Genomic DNA, 15,680 nt, shown 5'->3' with positions numbered 1-15,680 from the left:
GTGTACAATTTGACTGAGACACTAACCTATGGGGATGTAACCTTACGTCCATTACTAACTTCAGATAGTGGAGCATTGTGGGAACTGTATGAACCCAAAATTTTTGAATTTATGTTAAATAAAATAGAAAACAAGCAACAGCTAGAAAAGTGGTTGGCAGTTGGCATTCACCAAATGAATGTAGAGGGAACTGCTCTTGCATTTGTAGTAGAAAATACAGAAACAAAAGAAATTATGGGTACCACTCGTATTTATGGAATAGACCAGACAAATTATAGTTGCGAGATAGGCTCTACTTACTATGGGAAACAGTATCAGCGTACACACGTAAATACGACGTGTAAATATTTATTGTTAAAGTATTGCTTTGAGCAAATGGGGACAATTCGTGTTCAGTTTAAAACAGATGAGTTAAATGTATCTTCTCAAAGGGCAATTGAACGAATTGGCGGTGTAAAAGAGGGTATACTGCGAAATGAACGGATACGATCTAACGGTTTTGTTCGAAATGCGGTTGTCTACTCTATTATAGATAGCGAATGGTCGGAAGTGAAATACAAGCTAGTTCAATTAATGAATAAATATTCGTAATTATGCTTGGTTGAGCCAAACACCCTCTAGCATTTACAATAGATGTAAGAACTAAAGGGGGCATAAAATTATGAATAAATTAAATATATCAATTATCGGGGTCCCAATGGATCTAGGGCAAAATAGACGAGGTGTCGATATGGGACCGAGTGCTATACGATATGCTGGGGTAGTGGAGAGACTTCAAGAGCTTGGTCACTCTGTAGATGATGTAGGGGACATTGCAATAGGTAGAAGAGAGACATCTCAAAATACGAAATTACGTAATCTAGAAGAAGTGGTTGCAGCTAATACAATACTTGCTAACCGAGTTCACGATATTATTGGGGAAGGCAATTTTCCAATAGTCCTTGGCGGGGATCATAGTATTGCTATAGGAACACTTGCTGGATTGGCAGATCGCTATGAAAACTTGGGAGTTATTTGGTATGATGCACATGCCGATTTAAATACTGCTGAAACATCGCCGACTGGTAATATTCATGGGATGCCACTTGCAGTAAGTATTGGATTAGGACATGAGGAGCTAGTGAATATTCGAGATTTTGCACCGAAGATTAAACCAGAGAATGTTGTTATTATAGGTGCTCGTTCGGTAGATCCAGGAGAACGTGAACTGATCAAAGAAAAAGGTATTAAAGTATTTTCTATGCATGAAATTGACAAGCTTGGAATGTCTGAAGTAATGACACAAGCCATTCAGTATTTTGTGGATCGTAAGGTTGATGGAGTGCATCTTTCACTCGATTTAGATGGTCTAGATCCACTATATACACCCGGCGTAGGAACTCCCGTGGCTGGTGGGATCTCATATCGAGAAAGTCATTTAGCAATGGAAATGCTCTATGCTTCAAATATGATCACTTCTGCTGAATTCGTAGAAGTAAACCCAATTTTGGATGAAAAAAATAAAACAGCTGATGTAGCAGTAGGACTAATGGGGTCACTATTAGGAGAAAGCCTTATTTAAGAAGGGTATATAGGGACCAACATTATTCATAGATAAGTTAAATAGCTGAAAAGAAAAAGCGGACATATTGTCTGCTTTTTCTTTTTGATAATCCAGACAAAGTTGGAAAAGTTTGATAATATTAAGATATTATAAATAAATGAAACCTGTGGATACCTTCATACGTAAAGGTAAGACAGCCGCATGGGGCGGAGGCGAGATATCACGATGGATGCGTTAGTGAATAAACGAATAAAACAAGTATTAAAGGGTGATAAAGACGCATTCGCGGAGATTGTCGACCTGTATCAGCATAGACTATTTCAAGTGTGCTTTAGGATGCTTGGGAACCGTCATGAAGCAGAAGATATAGCTCAAGAGGCGTTTGTCCGTGCTTTCATCAATATTCATACGTTCGATCAAAAAAGAAAATTTTCAACTTGGCTGTATAGAATTGCTACTAATTTATGTATTGATCGTATTCGTAAAAAAAAGCCGGATTACTATTTAGATGCAGAAGTAAGAGGTACAGAAGGCCTTGATATGTATTCTCAAATCGCAGCCTCTGATGAACTTCCAGAAGAAGAACTCATGAAACTGGAACTACAGGAGCGTATACAGTATGAAATTAGTAGACTTCCCGATAAATATAGATCGGCTATTGTATTAAAGTATATGGAAGAATTATCTTTGCAAGAAATAAGCGAGATATTAGATTTGCCACTTGGAACAGTTAAAACAAGGATTCATAGAGGACGAGAAGCGCTTAGAAAACAGTTAAGCAGACAGCCTCATATATAATATAGGAGGGAATCAAGATGAATGCGTGTCCAGAACGAATTGTTCACTTTATGCACGAATATTTAGATGGTGAAATCAGCCGTGAACATGAGCTGGAACTTAAATCTCATTTGCAATCATGCGAAGCTTGCCAGGCTCATATGCATGAGTTAAGCGATGTTGTTGCTTTCGTCAAAGGAGCTGCTCACATAGAGGCACCAAATGATTTCAATCATTCGGTTATAGCTAGATTGCCGAAAGAAAAATCTTCTGCAGGGGTTAGTAAATGGTTGCGACGTCATCCAGTTCTTGCAGCCGCTGCAATGTTCTTATTATTGATGAGTAGTGCACTTTTTACGAACTTTAATGATGAGCAACAATTCTCCTTTACTAAGCAAGAAAACGTTCTTGTAGAAGGAGAAACAGTTATTATACCTGAAGGACAAGTCGTTAAGGGAGATCTGGTTGTTCGAAACGGGGATGTTCAGATTGACGGAGAATTAGATGGAAACTTAACGATTATCAATGGAACTGCATATATGGCTTCTACTGCGAATGTTACCGGAACTAGTGAAGAAATCAATGAAGTATTTGACTGGCTATGGTTCCACATTAAAGACGGTGCGAAGAATGTTGTGTCATTCTTTGAAAAAGAGGACAAATAGAAATGAAAGTCTATCCATAAATATTATTGGATAGACTTTTTGTGTTCCAAAAGCGAGGGATTATCGTAATTATGTTATACTTATTTAGAATGGATTAGTGAGGAAAAGTGGGGGATGCCACATGTCGTTTATGGAGCAATTTACAGACCTTATGCCAGTAAACGTTATTGTAAATATTTTGGATGTTTTATTTGTATGGTTTGTTATTTATAAGGTTATTACCTTGATTAAAGGAACTAAAGCAGTTCAATTGTTAAAAGGAATTTTTGTGATTGTTATTGCAAGAGTTGTAACGGACTTTTTCGGCTTAAATACGCTTGACTGGTTATTGGATCGAGTAATTGAGTTTGGGTTCTTAGCTATTATTATTATTTTCCAACCGGAAATAAGAAGAGCACTTGAACAGATCGGTAGAGGGAAGTTATTCTCTAGAAGCACCATGCAGCTGGAAGAAGAGCAAGGTCGACTCATAACAGCCATGACGAAATCGATTAGTTATATGGCAAAGAGAAGAATTGGTGCCCTCATCTCCATAGAGAGAGAAACCGGTTTGACCGATTATATAGAAACGGGTATTCCGTTAAACTCTTATATCACATCAGAGCTTCTTATTAATATATTCATTCCAAATACGCCACTTCATGATGGGGCCGTTATTATAAAAAAAGATAAAATTGCTTCAGCAGCATCCTATTTGCCTTTGTCTGAAAGTCCTTTCATATCGAAAGAATTAGGTACGAGGCATCGAGCTGCAATTGGTTTAAGTGAAGTGACAGATGCGATAACGATTGTTGTTTCAGAAGAAACTGGGGCGATTAGTTTAACCTCCAATGGAGATTTACGAAGAGATTTATCGTTAGAGGAATTTGAGACCCATTTAACTCGCCTTTGGTTTCCAGTGGAAGAGCAAGTAACTTCTTCTAAATGGTTATGGAGGGGGAAACAAAATGGATAAAATGATGAATAATCCATGGTTCTTGCGGATAACTGCACTAATATTAGCAATCGCACTTTTTATAAGTGTGAGAAGTGAATTAGAAAGCGATAATAAGAATGCAAGTGGTAATGACGTTGATGTCATTCGTGATATCCCTCTAGAAGTTTATTATGACCATGAAAACCTGGTTGTAACTGGTCCACCAAAGACCGTCAACGTAAATGTTGAAGGTCCTAAAAATTTAGTATTATCGGCTAAGTTGATGAAAGATTTTAAGGTTTTTGTAGATCTTCGGGAACTAACTATAGGTACTCATCGAGTTCCGGTTTCAACTGAAAACTTCATAGAAAAGTTAAATGTGCGAACAGATCCTCAATATGTAGATGTAGTGATTGAAGAGCGTATTTCTCGAGAGTTTAATGTTGAAACAGATATGAATGAAGGACTGTTGGCTGAAAACTATGTAGTGAAGTCCTACGAAGTAAAACCACAAAAAGTAACCATTACTGGAGCAAAAAGTGTTATCAATAGCATAGGTTATGTAAAAGCAACTGTCGCAGGAGATCAAGGCATGAATAAGTCCTTTGAACAGGATACAACAGTCAAAGTACTCGATCTTGACTTAAATAAGTTAGACGTTATCGTTGAACCAAGCTCTGTTCACGTAAGTGTGAAAATAGAAGAGTATAGTAAAGTGGTACCGTTAGCTCTAGTAAAACAAGGTAATCCCAAAGAAGGGGTCACCATAAATGAGCTCACTACAAAGACAGATTCAATTCGATTATATGGACCAAAAGCAGTCCTTGATAAAATAGATGAACTAAATGTTGATGTAGATCTAAGTAAAATAGAGAAGTCTGGTAGCTTTGATATGAAATTAGCTTTACCAGAAGGGGTTACAAAACTGTCAAAAGAGGTAATAGAGATTACTGGCGATGTTACGGTTGTGAATGACCCTGATTCAGAAGAAACGGTGGAACAGGAAGAACCTGTTTCTACTATTTCAGAAAAGTCATTTGAGCAAGTACCTATAACCGTAAGAGGCTTACCTGAGCAACTGATAAGTTTTTTTGAAAAACCTACGGATGGCATCGTGACAGTCGTTGCTAAAGGGACAACAGAGGCCTTAAATAAGCTTCAATTAAATAATCTATCTGTATATGTAGAAGCAACTAATTCCGAAGTCGGAGAAAGTACTCTCCCTATACAAGTAGAGGGTTCTTCTGATGTAGAATGGCAAACTTCTGAACAAGAAGCAGTCCTAACAGTTAAAGAATCTTTATAGATAGTACAACAGGATTTTAAGGAGAGAGTATAAATGGGAAAATATTTTGGTACAGATGGAGTTAGAGGAGTAGCAAACTCAGAGCTAACACCAGAACTTGCATTTAAATTAGGTAGAGTTGGTGGTTATATACTAACGAAAGATGTAACAGATCGTCCAAAAGTGTTAATTGGTCGAGATACTCGTATATCTGGTCATATGCTAGAGGGAGCACTAGTTGCTGGTCTATTATCTGTTGGGGTTGAAGTAATGCGTCTAGGTGTTGTTAGTACACCAGCTGTAGCTTATTTAACGAGAGCTATGAGTGCAAGTGCCGGAGTAATGATCTCTGCATCTCATAATCCTATGGCAGATAATGGTATAAAATTCTTTGGTTCGGATGGATTTAAATTATCTGATGGACAAGAGGAAGAAATTGAGCAGCTTTTAGACCAAGATATAGATGAATTACCACGTCCAACTGGGGCAGATGTTGGTTCTGTATCTGATTACTTCGAGGGTGGTCAAAAGTATATTCATTACTTGAAACAATCAATAGATGAGGAATTTGTAGGAATTCATGTAGCTCTTGACTGTGCAAATGGTTCAACATCGTCTCTTGGAACACATGTATTTGCTGATTTAGATGCTGATCTATCTACAATGGGTTCTTCACCAAATGGGTTGAATATTAATGATGGTGTTGGTTCTACGCATCCAGAAAACTTAGCGAAGTTTGTTCTAGAAAAAGGAGCAGATGTAGGGCTTGCTTTTGATGGGGATGGAGATCGTCTGATTGCAGTAGATGAAAAAGGACAAATTGTAGATGGTGACCAAATTATGTATATTTGTGCCAAACATCTTCATGCAAATGGACGTTTAAATAACGGGACAGTTGTTTCCACAGTGATGAGTAATATGGGCTTCTATAAAGCATTAGAAACACATGATATGACTAGTGTAAAAACAGCGGTTGGAGATAGATATGTAGTAGAAGAAATGAAAAAGAATGGCTATAACCTAGGTGGGGAGCAGTCAGGACATATCGTTTTCCTTGACTACAATACTACAGGTGACGGTTTGTTGACTGGGTTACAGCTCGTGAATATTATGAAGGTAACAGGGAAAAAACTTTCAGAGCTTGCTGCTGAAATGACAATCTATCCACAAAAACTTATAAATGTTCGAGTGACAGATAAGCATGCTGTAACAGAAAATGAAAAAGTAGCAGCTATTATTAGTGAAGTAGAAAGTGAAATGGCTGGAAATGGTCGTGTCCTTGTACGTCCATCGGGTACGGAGCCATTGGTTCGCATAATGGTAGAAGCAGCAACTGAACAGGAATGCGAAACCTACGTAAACCGCATCGTAGAAGTTGTAAAAGCTGAAATGGGACTTGAAGAATAAGTGTAAAGAATCACATTTCAACCTCTGCAGCTTTATAAATTACTAATATCGATCCCTTTCTCTTTTCGAAGAGTTAGGGATTTTATGATATTATGAATAAAAGCGAGTGAGTTCCTAAAGATCATAGACAAATAAAGGAGGTACCTATGTATATTCCTAAACGATTTAAGGTAGATGACGAGAAAGAAATTTGGTCCTTTCTTAAGCAACACACGTTAGCAACATTGGTTACAACAGATAAAGGAAGACCAGTAGCGACTCATATTCCTGTAATGGTTAAACGCGAAGGAGAAGAAATTGTGGTAAGTGGGCATTTGGCATATGGTAACCGACAGTGGCGCACGCTTAATGAGGAGCAGGAATCCTTGATAATTTTTCAGGGACCTCATTCCTACATTTCTTCTTCGTGGTATGAAGAGCAGCAAGTCCCGACATGGAACTATCAGTCCGTTCATGTGTATGGGAATGTTAGTCTCCAAACGCAAGAGGAACTAATAGACGATTTGAAGACGCTTCTACACGTATATGAGCATCATCGACAACATCCGGTATTGTGGGAGACACTATCACCTGAGCTTCTTGAACGGGAATTGAAAGGTATAGTTGGATTCAAACTTACCGTTACAGACATTCAAGCAGCCTATAAAATGAGCCAGAATCGAAATGACAGAGATTATGCCAACATCATAACGCAGCTTCATCAAGAAACTTCACCTGAAGCCCATCAAGTGGCTCAGGAAATGAAAAAGTTACGCTAAAAAATTTTATGTTTATCAGGTAAAGTTTAGTGGAATAGTAAGAGTGTACAAACAATTAAGGAGTGAGGAAATGGCTAAAGTAGCAACATTAATCACAAATATGTTTGAGGACGTAGAATACACAGGTCCAGCACAAGCACTAAACGATGCAGGACATGAGGTATTTGCAATTGAAAAAGAAGCAGGTAAAGAGGTAACAGGGAAAAACGGCGAAGCTACGGTGAAAATCGATTATGGCATTGACGAAGTAAAACCTGAAGACTTTGACGCATTATTTATTCCTGGAGGATTTTCACCAGATATTTTACGAGCAGATGATCGTTTTGTTCAATTTGCGAAGTATTTTATGGATGAGAAAAAACCAGTGTTTGCAATTTGTCATGGTCCACAATTACTCATCACTGCGAAGACGTTAGATGGTAGAGATGCGACAGGATATAAGTCGATCAAAGTGGACTTAGAAAATGCCGGTGTAAAATTCCATGACGAAGAAGTATTCGTTTGTCAAAATCAATTGGTGACAAGCCGTACACCAGACGATATTCCAGCGTTTAATAGAGAAATCGTTAAGCTGTTAGGTTAATTAGTAATCTAAACTATATAAAATTATTAAGAGCATCTTCTTTTATTGGAAGATGCTCTTTTAATTGATAGAATATTCTTATTTATTTTAGGTGTTTCTTTCATTATACTTAAGGAATTAAATCATATCGGTATAAAGGTATGAGGGGGAGTTCATATGGATTATTTACATCACCCGTTTCAAGGAAAGCGTCATACGGTATTTGCTAAAAAGGGGATGGTAGCAACTTCACAGCCTTTAGCTGCTCAGGCAGGATTAGATATCTTAAAAAAAGGTGGTAATGCAATTGATGCGGCAATTGCTACGGCAGCAGCACTTACCGTTGTAGAACCGACCTCTAACGGAATTGGCGGAGACGCTTTTGCATTAGTATGGACAAAAGATAAGCTCTACGGTTTAAACGCATCTGGTCCTGCACCGCAGTCGATATCCCCAGAAGCGATAAGAGAAAAAGGGTATGATGAAATGCCTGTTCACGGTGTGATTCCTGTGACCGTCCCAGGAGTTCCTGCTGCTTGGGCCGCCTTATCAGAAAGATTTGGTAAACTCTCGCTCCAAGAAGTTTTAGAACCTGCTATTCAATACGCAGAAGAAGGATACCCGTTAACTCCAATCCTAGGAAAATACTGGAAAATAGCCTATGATAAATATAAAACTACATTTACTTCAGAGGAATTTAATGCTTGGTTTGAAACCTTTGCACCAAATGGACGAGCTCCAGAAATAGGCGAGATGTGGAACTCTCCTAATCACGCACGTTCTCTTCGAGCGATAGGAGAAACGAATGCCCGTGACTTTTATGAGGGGGAAACTGCCGACAAAATTGATACGTTTATGAAAAAACATGGAGGCTATTTATCGAAAGAAGATCTTCGTACATACAAGGTGGAGTGGGTAGAGCCTATTTCGGTAAACTATAAGGGTTATGATGTTTGGGAAATCCCGCCAAATGGACAAGGAATGGTTGCATTAATGGCACTGAATATATACAAGCACTTAGGGGAACCGAGATGGCAAAGTAAGGAAAATCTCCACCATCAAATAGAAGCGATGAAGTTAGCTTTCACAGATGGGTTAGCTTTTATAACGGAGTCTGCGGAAATGCCGATAAGCGTAGAGCAATTATTATCAGAGGAATACGCGAATAAAAGATCCAACGTAATAAACGAAGAAGCTGGCAATCCAGAAATTTATGACATCCCCAAAGGTGGGACGGTATATTTAGCGACAGCAGATGAAGAAGGTAATATGGTTTCTTACATCCAAAGTAACTATATGGGATTTGGATCAGGGATTGTTATTCCAGAAACAGGAATTGCCTTGCAAAATAGAGGGCATGACTTCTCTTTAGATGTCGCGCACCCAAATATACTAAAGCCCGGGAAAAGAACATTACATACTATTATTCCAGGCTTCTTAAGCAAAAATGGGAAGGCGGTAGGACCTTTCGGAGTAATGGGTGGATATATGCAGCCACAAGGGCATTTCCAGGTTGTGACGAATACAGTAGACTATATGCTAAACCCACAGGCTACATTAGATATGCCTCGTTGGCAGTGGATAAAAGGGAAAGTAATTCATGTAGAACCAGAATTCCCTAGCTATCTTGTACAAAGTCTAATAGGAAAAGGGCATCAAGTACAGATTGCTTCGGACGGTGGGACATTCGGCAGAGGTCAGATTATTTGGCGTAATGCTGAAACTGGGGTTCTACAAGGAGGAACAGAGTCTCGTACGGATGGTTCAATTGCAGCATGGTAAGAGATTATCTTGTGTTAAAAGAGCCATTACCATAGTAATGGCTCTTTTATTCGGTTAAAGTCCCCTACACCCATTAAATTGACGAGCATACTATGAACATATATAATGTAGAAGTTGCTAATCTATTATTAGTAACCGCGTAGAAGTGGAGGACAGGTAACGCGTAAAACATAGAAAACAATTATAGCGCCAGAGCTGAAGAAATTGGACGGAAAATCATCTTCAGCAGACGAGGTGGAGGTTATCGAAATTTCGGCGGATGCCTCCCGACCGTATTTGCCCGGTTGTTATTCTTTTTCATAAAACATTCGAGTGATCGAATGACAGGTGGAATAGAAGGCATTCTTAGCTTAATTTGCTACTACACGCCTTGTGTAGGGAGCTTATTTTGACATGAATGTAAACGGAGGAATTTAAATTATGTGTGGAATTGTTGGGTATATTGGAGAAATAGATGCAAAAGAAATTTTATTAAAAGGGTTAGAGAAGTTAGAATACCGCGGTTATGATTCAGCAGGTATTGCTGTGCTTAACGAAGATGGAGTTATGGTATTTAAAGAAAAAGGTCGAATTGCGGATTTACGTGGCGTAGTAGATACAGAAGTAGCGGCAACTATTGGAATTGGTCATACTCGCTGGGCAACTCACGGAGTACCAAACCATGAAAATGCACATCCTCATCAAAGTACAACTAAACGCTTCACATTAGTGCATAATGGAGTAATTGAAAACTATCATTTGATGAAAAAAGCTTATTTATCGGACGTGGAAATGGCTTCTGAGACAGATACAGAAGTAATTGTACAACTTATAGAGCGTTTTTCTAAAGACGGATTATCTACAGTTGATGCACTTCGCAAAACATTGCATTTAATACATGGTTCGTACGCACTTGCTTTACTGGATAATGAAGACGAAGATACTATTTATGTAGCAAAAAACAAATCACCATTACTAGTTGGTGTTGGAGAAGGATTCAATGTTGTAGCTTCGGATGCAATGGCGATGCTTCAAGTAACTGAGCAATATGTGGAACTTCATGATCAAGAAATCGTAATCGTACGCAAAGATTCTGTAGAAATTCAAACATTGGAAGGCACAAAAGTTGAACGTGCACCGTATAAAGCAGAACTAGATATGAGCGATATTGAAAAAGGAACATATCCTCACTATATGTTAAAAGAAATCGATGAGCAGCCAGCTGTTATTCGTAAAATTATTCAAGCTTATCAAAATGAGCAAGGGGAACTTGAAATTGATCCTGCTATTTTAAAAGCACTGCAAGACGCTGACCGCCTATACATTATTGCGGCAGGAACGAGCTATCATGGTGGGTTAATCGGAAAAGAATACTTTGAAAAAATTGCAGGTATACCAGTAGAGGTTCATATTTCTAGTGAATTCGGTTATAATATGCCACTACTTTCTGAAAAACCAATCTTCATGTTCCTAACACAATCAGGAGAAACTGCGGATAGCAGACAAGTTCTTGTAAAGATTAAAAAATTAGGTTACCCAACAATCACGATGACTAACGTACCAGGTTCTACTCTTTCCCGTGAAGCAGATCACACACTTTTACTTCATGCTGGTCCGGAGATTGCTGTGGCTTCCACTAAAGCATATGTTGCACAGGTTGCTGTTTTAATGGTAACGGCTTCTGTATACGCACTTGCTCAAGGGAAAACATTAGACTATGATGCTGTAAAAGAATTAGGAATTGTAGCCAATGCTGTTCAAGCAATTGTAGATTCTAAAGAAGAAATGGAAGAAATCGCGAAAGAGTTTTTAGCTACTACTAGAAATGCATTTTTCATTGGTCGTAACGTAGATTTCTACGTAAGCCAAGAAGGTGCATTAAAACTTAAAGAAATTTCATATATCCAAGCAGAAGGATTTGCTGGAGGAGAGCTAAAACATGGTACTATCGCTCTTATTGAAGACGGTACACCAATCATTGCTCTAGCTACACAAAAAGCAGTAAGCCTTAATATTCGTGGTAATGTGAAAGAAGTAGTTGCACGTGGCGCTAACCCGTGTATTATTGCAATGGAAGGCCATGAGGAAGAAGGAGATCGTTTCGTACTGCCAAAAGTAAACGAGCTCTTCGCTCCACTAGTAGCCGTAATTCCATTACAACTTATTAGCTATTATGCAGCATTGCACAGAGACTGCGACGTAGATAAACCTAGAAATCTAGCTAAATCAGTAACAGTTGAATAGAGTTAAAGCTAAAATACTTTGATGTCCAGTGACATTATAGTAGGTTACCGAAATTTATAAAAGAATGCTAAAACACCTCTCTAGTTTAACAGAGAGGTGATTTTTTGTTGAATACCTATGTCTTTTTACAAATACGCTAGAAATGGATGCCTGTAAGGAATCTTTTCTCTATTATCCATAAGTCAACATTCCCAGATTTTTAGAATGAACAGTATGAAACAATTATAGGAGAGTCCCAAATGAAAAAGAAAATGAGCTATATAATCTTACTTTTAACAACCTTCTTAATGATTGGTTGTACCAACTTAGAAGATGCATCCGTTACAGATGTAGAAACAGACCTACAAGAAGCAACCACAGTTGAGACAAATATAAATAGTGAAAAAGAAGAAACTAACTCTACGGTTATTGATGAACCAGTAGTAAAGGAGACACCAGCTCAATCAAATAATGATATTTTTTCAGGATACAAACTTATTGAAGTTGATGGTGGTGATTTGTCTGGACATCGTGAACCTAAAGTCGTTGTTGATATTGGTTATGGGGACCGTAAATATTGGGCATTTACTAATGAGTACGGACAACTAGTACGTGTCATTGCGGACGAAATCATTTTACAAGATGACAGTAAAGAACCTGTATTATCGTCTGGCAGATACTATCGTGATGAGGCAAAGGTTCCTGGCGTCGAAAGTGACGTTTTAGATGAAGGACATATAATTGCTGATTCTCTCGGAGGGGTATCGAATGCCTATAATATTACACCACAAGATAGTACGCTCAACCGACATGGTGATCAAGCTTATATGGAAGACGTGATCCGTAGAGCAGCTGGAGCTACTAATTTCGAAGCAATTATCACATATCCGAATACGGAAACGCAAATTCCTTCCAGTTATCAGTATACCTATACTGTAAAGGGTAACGAAATCGTTGATACATTTGACAATGTAAACCCTGATGAGGTAAATTCCTCACTCGGTCTAACTGGTAGTGAACCTGCTGAGTCAACTAGTTCAACTACAAGCGGCGATATTTCTAGTGTTGATACAAACGGTAATGGACAGGTGACGATTAAAGAAGCAAAAGCAGCAGGTTTTAGTATGCCAATAACGAGTGATCATTGGGTATATCCATATATGCACGATGCTGATAAGGACGGTATGGTTGGTGAGTGAGACCCTAGAACTTTGAGAAAAGATATAGGTTACCAACTTAATGGTAATTGGCAGTTCTCAAATACTCTGTCGTGACGTAAAACTGGTTAGGTTACCCTAACCAGTTTTTTTATTGGTGTTTAGAAAGGCAACCCTTTGATATTCATTACTAAAGAAAAATTTTTACCTATCTTCTAAAAGGTCAACCCTGCCTTCTAATATATTGAATCGTATTAAAATAAGGTTAACCAGTAAAATCTGGTTAACCTTACGAAGCAATTAAGTTTTATCAGACCATAGGCGATATTAGCAATTGCATCTGATTAGCGTAAATTAATTTTTAAAGGTATCAACAAGTTGCTTAGCATCTACCATGGACATGCCTCTATGTTCCCTTAGATACTTCACGGTTTTAACAACACCAAGAGTTTCTAATTTTTCGCGAACCAACGCGATTAATTCATCATTGTTTTCTTTGGGGCGCAGTTTCTGATTCTCTACCTTCAAATCGTTGATCTTCTTAGATTGACCAAAAATTATAAGTGATAATCCCAAGATTAATAAAATGAAAGATGTAATTAATACCCACTCAATATTCATAAAATAACCTCCATAACTTAGGTGTATTTCCATATTAACACGTTCAGCATATCTTTCCCAACTAGCTATCTGCTCACAAATTATGGTAACTAATACGTTGCAATTAAATTAATTGAAGTTTTTTCCCCATAGTTCGTGTGGAAGACTATCAATGTCGCATAGAAATAGGGTGTCAATCAGATAGCGTTTGGTGTCCTTATTTTTAATGGTTAATAAAGGTCATGAACAATGAAATGATGTGTTTCTTTTTTAATGTTATATAAAAACAGTTGAAATTCATACATAAGCAAACTATTATATAAGGAGATGCTTATATAATAGTCATTGACTGATCTAAGGAGGTACCTCATGGAGTTATGGACAATTGAAATAGAGAAAGCTGCAATGATATTAAAATTGTTAGGAGATAAAACAAGGTTAACAATGCTCAAAATGTTAGAGGCACATGATTATTGTGTTTGTGAATTTGTTGAAATATTTAAAGTGAGTCAACCCGCTATTAGCCAGCACGTAAAGAAGTTAAAAGAAGCTGGATTAGTGTGTGAAACCAGAAGGAGTCAATGGATTATTTATTCTTTAAATAGGGATAGTGATATTCTTCCATTTGTTCAGAGCTTGATGGACCACCTACCAAACCAAGATTTTAAACTACAACAATTAGAAAAACAGGGATTACGCATCTCATGTGAATAAGGGAGGTTTGTATTTTGTCACCAGTTATTTTAGCATCATTAATTTTTATAATAACGCTTATCTTCGTAATCTGGCAGCCAAGAGGTTTGAATATTGGATGGTCAGCCTGTGGAGGAGCCATTATAGCGTTATTAGTGGGAGTTGTTGGTTTTAGTGATGTCCTAGAAGTAGTAGACATTACTTGGAACGCTACTCTATCGTTTATTGCAATTATACTTATTTCCTTAATATTAGATGAGATCGGCTTATTTGAATGGGCTGCATTACATATGGCGAGGGTTGCAAAAGGCAATGGGTTTAAGATGTTCATCTATGTAAGTGTGTTGGGTGCTTTAGTTGCTGCCTTTTTTGCGAATGATGGAGCAGCGTTAATATTAACTCCAATTGTTTTGGCAATGGTTCGTAACTTGAATTTCAACGAAAAAATGATTTTCCCATTTATTATGGCGAGTGGGTTTATAGCAGATACGACTTCGTTACCCTTTGTTGTTAGTAACCTTGTTAATATTGTTTCAGCAGATTTCTTTCATATCGGTTTTGTTGAATATGCAACAAGAATGATTATTCCTAATATATTCTCACTGATTGCTACTATAAGTGTATTACTATTTTATTTTAGAAAAAGCATTCCTAGATCATATAATTTATCCAAACTTAGAGAACCAAAAGAGGCTATTAAAGACATTAAAATGTTCCATCTTTCATGGTTTGTACTGGCTTTATTAGTTATTGGTTATTTTAGTAGTGAGTTTATCCAAGTTCCAGTTTCCATAGTTGCTGGAATAGTAGCGATTTTCTTCATCTTAATGGCTAGAAGAAGTAATGCGGTTAATACAAGAACTGTTATTAAAGGAGCGCCATGGAATATTGTGTTTTTCTCAATAGGCATGTATGTGGTCGTTTACGGTCTAGGGAATGCTGGACTGACTGGTGTGTTAGCAAGTGTGATTGAGGTAGCTGCAGAACAAGGTCTATTCGCAGCAACGATGTCAATGGGCTTCATTGCAGCCTTCCTGTCATCGCTGATGAATAATTTGCCAACCGTGATGATCGATGCATTAGCGATTGCTGAAACGAATACTTCTGGTACCATTCGCGAAGCACTTATTTATGCTAACGTGATTGGTTCTGATTTAGGGCCTAAAATAACACCGATTGGTTCTCTTGCAACTTTAGTTTGGCTTCATGTTTTATCTCAAAAGGGTGTGAAGATATCATGGGGCACTTACTTTAAAACAGGTATTGTCTTAACGATTCCAATTTTATTCATTACCTTATTAGGTCTTTACATTTCGTTAAAATCGTTCTAACT

Annotated in this window: 15 protein-coding genes; 14 read left to right on the top strand and 1 reads right to left on the bottom strand. The window is 37.8% G+C overall.

The features are described 5' to 3' along the window. The 12 genes from MKX53_RS17310 (at nt 1) to MKX53_RS17255 (ending at nt 13,096) form a co-directional block, all read left to right on the top strand. Nucleotides 1-591 (top strand): GNAT family N-acetyltransferase, encoded by a 591-nt coding sequence (locus tag MKX53_RS17310; RefSeq protein ID WP_245762702.1) that lies wholly within the window; start codon nt 1-3, stop codon nt 589-591. Nucleotides 592-661: 70 nt separating this feature from the next. Beyond that, nucleotides 662-1,561, top strand: coding sequence for an arginase (rocF, locus tag MKX53_RS17305; protein WP_093537353.1), 900 nt, complete (start codon nt 662-664; stop codon nt 1,559-1,561). A gap of 207 nt (nt 1,562-1,768) precedes the next feature. Further along, the gene (sigW, locus tag MKX53_RS17300) at nt 1,769-2,341 is read left to right on the top strand and encodes an RNA polymerase sigma factor SigW (RefSeq protein ID WP_093537354.1); all 573 of its coding nucleotides are present in this window, start codon (nt 1,769-1,771) and stop codon (nt 2,339-2,341) included. Between the two features lie 17 nt (nt 2,342-2,358). Further along, the gene (locus tag MKX53_RS17295) at nt 2,359-2,985 is read left to right on the top strand and encodes a zf-HC2 domain-containing protein (RefSeq protein ID WP_093537355.1); all 627 of its coding nucleotides are present in this window, start codon (nt 2,359-2,361) and stop codon (nt 2,983-2,985) included. A gap of 121 nt (nt 2,986-3,106) precedes the next feature. Continuing rightward, complete coding sequence (cdaA, locus tag MKX53_RS17290) at nt 3,107-3,940, top strand: diadenylate cyclase CdaA (protein WP_093537356.1); 834 nt, start codon at nt 3,107-3,109, stop codon at nt 3,938-3,940. Then, nucleotides 3,933-5,207, top strand: coding sequence for a CdaR family protein (locus MKX53_RS17285; protein ID WP_340912861.1), 1,275 nt, complete (start codon nt 3,933-3,935; stop codon nt 5,205-5,207). Before cdaA ends, MKX53_RS17285 begins: the two co-directional genes overlap by 8 nt. Before the next feature lie 33 nt (nt 5,208-5,240). Continuing rightward, complete coding sequence (glmM, locus tag MKX53_RS17280) at nt 5,241-6,593, top strand: phosphoglucosamine mutase (RefSeq protein ID WP_340912858.1); 1,353 nt, start codon at nt 5,241-5,243, stop codon at nt 6,591-6,593. Between the two features lie 146 nt (nt 6,594-6,739). Beyond that, entirely contained in the window at nt 6,740-7,351 is a 612-nt protein-coding gene (locus tag MKX53_RS17275) for an FMN-binding negative transcriptional regulator (protein WP_340912856.1), read from the top strand. 70 nt (nt 7,352-7,421) lie between these two features. Next, the gene (locus tag MKX53_RS17270; RefSeq protein WP_093537360.1) at nt 7,422-7,934 is read left to right on the top strand and encodes a type 1 glutamine amidotransferase domain-containing protein; all 513 of its coding nucleotides are present in this window, start codon (nt 7,422-7,424) and stop codon (nt 7,932-7,934) included. Nucleotides 7,935-8,090: 156 nt separating this feature from the next. Beyond that, nucleotides 8,091-9,695, top strand: coding sequence for a gamma-glutamyltransferase family protein (locus MKX53_RS17265; protein WP_340912854.1), 1,605 nt, complete (start codon nt 8,091-8,093; stop codon nt 9,693-9,695). A gap of 420 nt (nt 9,696-10,115) precedes the next feature. Further along, entirely contained in the window at nt 10,116-11,918 is a 1,803-nt protein-coding gene (gene glmS / locus MKX53_RS17260) for a glutamine--fructose-6-phosphate transaminase (isomerizing) (RefSeq protein WP_340912852.1), read from the top strand. A gap of 239 nt (nt 11,919-12,157) precedes the next feature. Further along, nucleotides 12,158-13,096, top strand: coding sequence for a DNA/RNA non-specific endonuclease (locus tag MKX53_RS17255; protein ID WP_340912850.1), 939 nt, complete (start codon nt 12,158-12,160; stop codon nt 13,094-13,096). Nucleotides 13,097-13,408: 312 nt separating this feature from the next. On the opposite strand, the gene MKX53_RS17250 is transcribed toward MKX53_RS17255, so the two are convergent. After that, a complete protein-coding gene (locus tag MKX53_RS17250) occupies nt 13,409-13,675 on the bottom strand; it encodes a hypothetical protein (protein WP_340912848.1) in 267 nt (88 codons plus the stop codon). Nucleotides 13,676-14,023: 348 nt separating this feature from the next. Here MKX53_RS17250 and MKX53_RS17245 point away from each other — a divergent pair, with 348 nt between their 5' ends. Together MKX53_RS17245 and MKX53_RS17240 are read left to right on the top strand one after the other, a co-directional pair. Further along, the gene (locus MKX53_RS17245; protein WP_093537365.1) at nt 14,024-14,368 is read left to right on the top strand and encodes an ArsR/SmtB family transcription factor; all 345 of its coding nucleotides are present in this window, start codon (nt 14,024-14,026) and stop codon (nt 14,366-14,368) included. A gap of 14 nt (nt 14,369-14,382) precedes the next feature. Continuing rightward, the gene (locus tag MKX53_RS17240) at nt 14,383-15,678 is read left to right on the top strand and encodes an arsenic transporter (RefSeq protein WP_340912845.1); all 1,296 of its coding nucleotides are present in this window, start codon (nt 14,383-14,385) and stop codon (nt 15,676-15,678) included. Nucleotides 15,679-15,680 lie beyond the last annotated feature (2 nt).

Origin of the sequence: Psychrobacillus sp. FSL K6-4615, assembly GCF_038008225.1 — a bacterium.
In the GTDB taxonomy this organism is placed as follows: Bacteria; Bacillota; Bacilli; order Bacillales_A; family Planococcaceae; genus Psychrobacillus; species Psychrobacillus psychrotolerans.
Note: the sequence above shows the minus strand (reverse complement) of the source record. Positions and strands in the feature narration are given on the sequence as shown.

Excerpts from the sequence above, each read along its gene's own strand:
- sigW (WP_093537354.1), top strand. The coding sequence starts at position 1,769 with ATGGATGCGTTAGTGAATAAACGAATAAAACAAGTATTAAAGGGTGAT.
- MKX53_RS17295 (WP_093537355.1), top strand. The coding sequence starts at position 2,359 with ATGAATGCGTGTCCAGAACGAATTGTTCACTTTATGCACGAATATTTA.
- rocF (WP_093537353.1), top strand. The coding sequence starts at position 662 with ATGAATAAATTAAATATATCAATTATCGGGGTCCCAATGGATCTAGGG.
- MKX53_RS17275 (WP_340912856.1), top strand. The coding sequence starts at position 6,740 with ATGTATATTCCTAAACGATTTAAGGTAGATGACGAGAAAGAAATTTGG.
- cdaA (WP_093537356.1), top strand. The coding sequence starts at position 3,107 with ATGTCGTTTATGGAGCAATTTACAGACCTTATGCCAGTAAACGTTATT.
- glmS (WP_340912852.1), top strand. The coding sequence starts at position 10,116 with ATGTGTGGAATTGTTGGGTATATTGGAGAAATAGATGCAAAAGAAATT.
- MKX53_RS17265 (WP_340912854.1), top strand. The coding sequence starts at position 8,091 with ATGGATTATTTACATCACCCGTTTCAAGGAAAGCGTCATACGGTATTT.
- MKX53_RS17270 (WP_093537360.1), top strand. The coding sequence starts at position 7,422 with ATGGCTAAAGTAGCAACATTAATCACAAATATGTTTGAGGACGTAGAA.
- MKX53_RS17255 (WP_340912850.1), top strand. The coding sequence starts at position 12,158 with ATGAAAAAGAAAATGAGCTATATAATCTTACTTTTAACAACCTTCTTA.
- MKX53_RS17245 (WP_093537365.1), top strand. The coding sequence starts at position 14,024 with ATGGAGTTATGGACAATTGAAATAGAGAAAGCTGCAATGATATTAAAA.
- MKX53_RS17285 (WP_340912861.1), top strand. The coding sequence starts at position 3,933 with ATGGATAAAATGATGAATAATCCATGGTTCTTGCGGATAACTGCACTA.
- MKX53_RS17250 (WP_340912848.1), bottom strand. The coding sequence starts at position 13,675 with ATGAATATTGAGTGGGTATTAATTACATCTTTCATTTTATTAATCTTG.
- glmM (WP_340912858.1), top strand. The coding sequence starts at position 5,241 with ATGGGAAAATATTTTGGTACAGATGGAGTTAGAGGAGTAGCAAACTCA.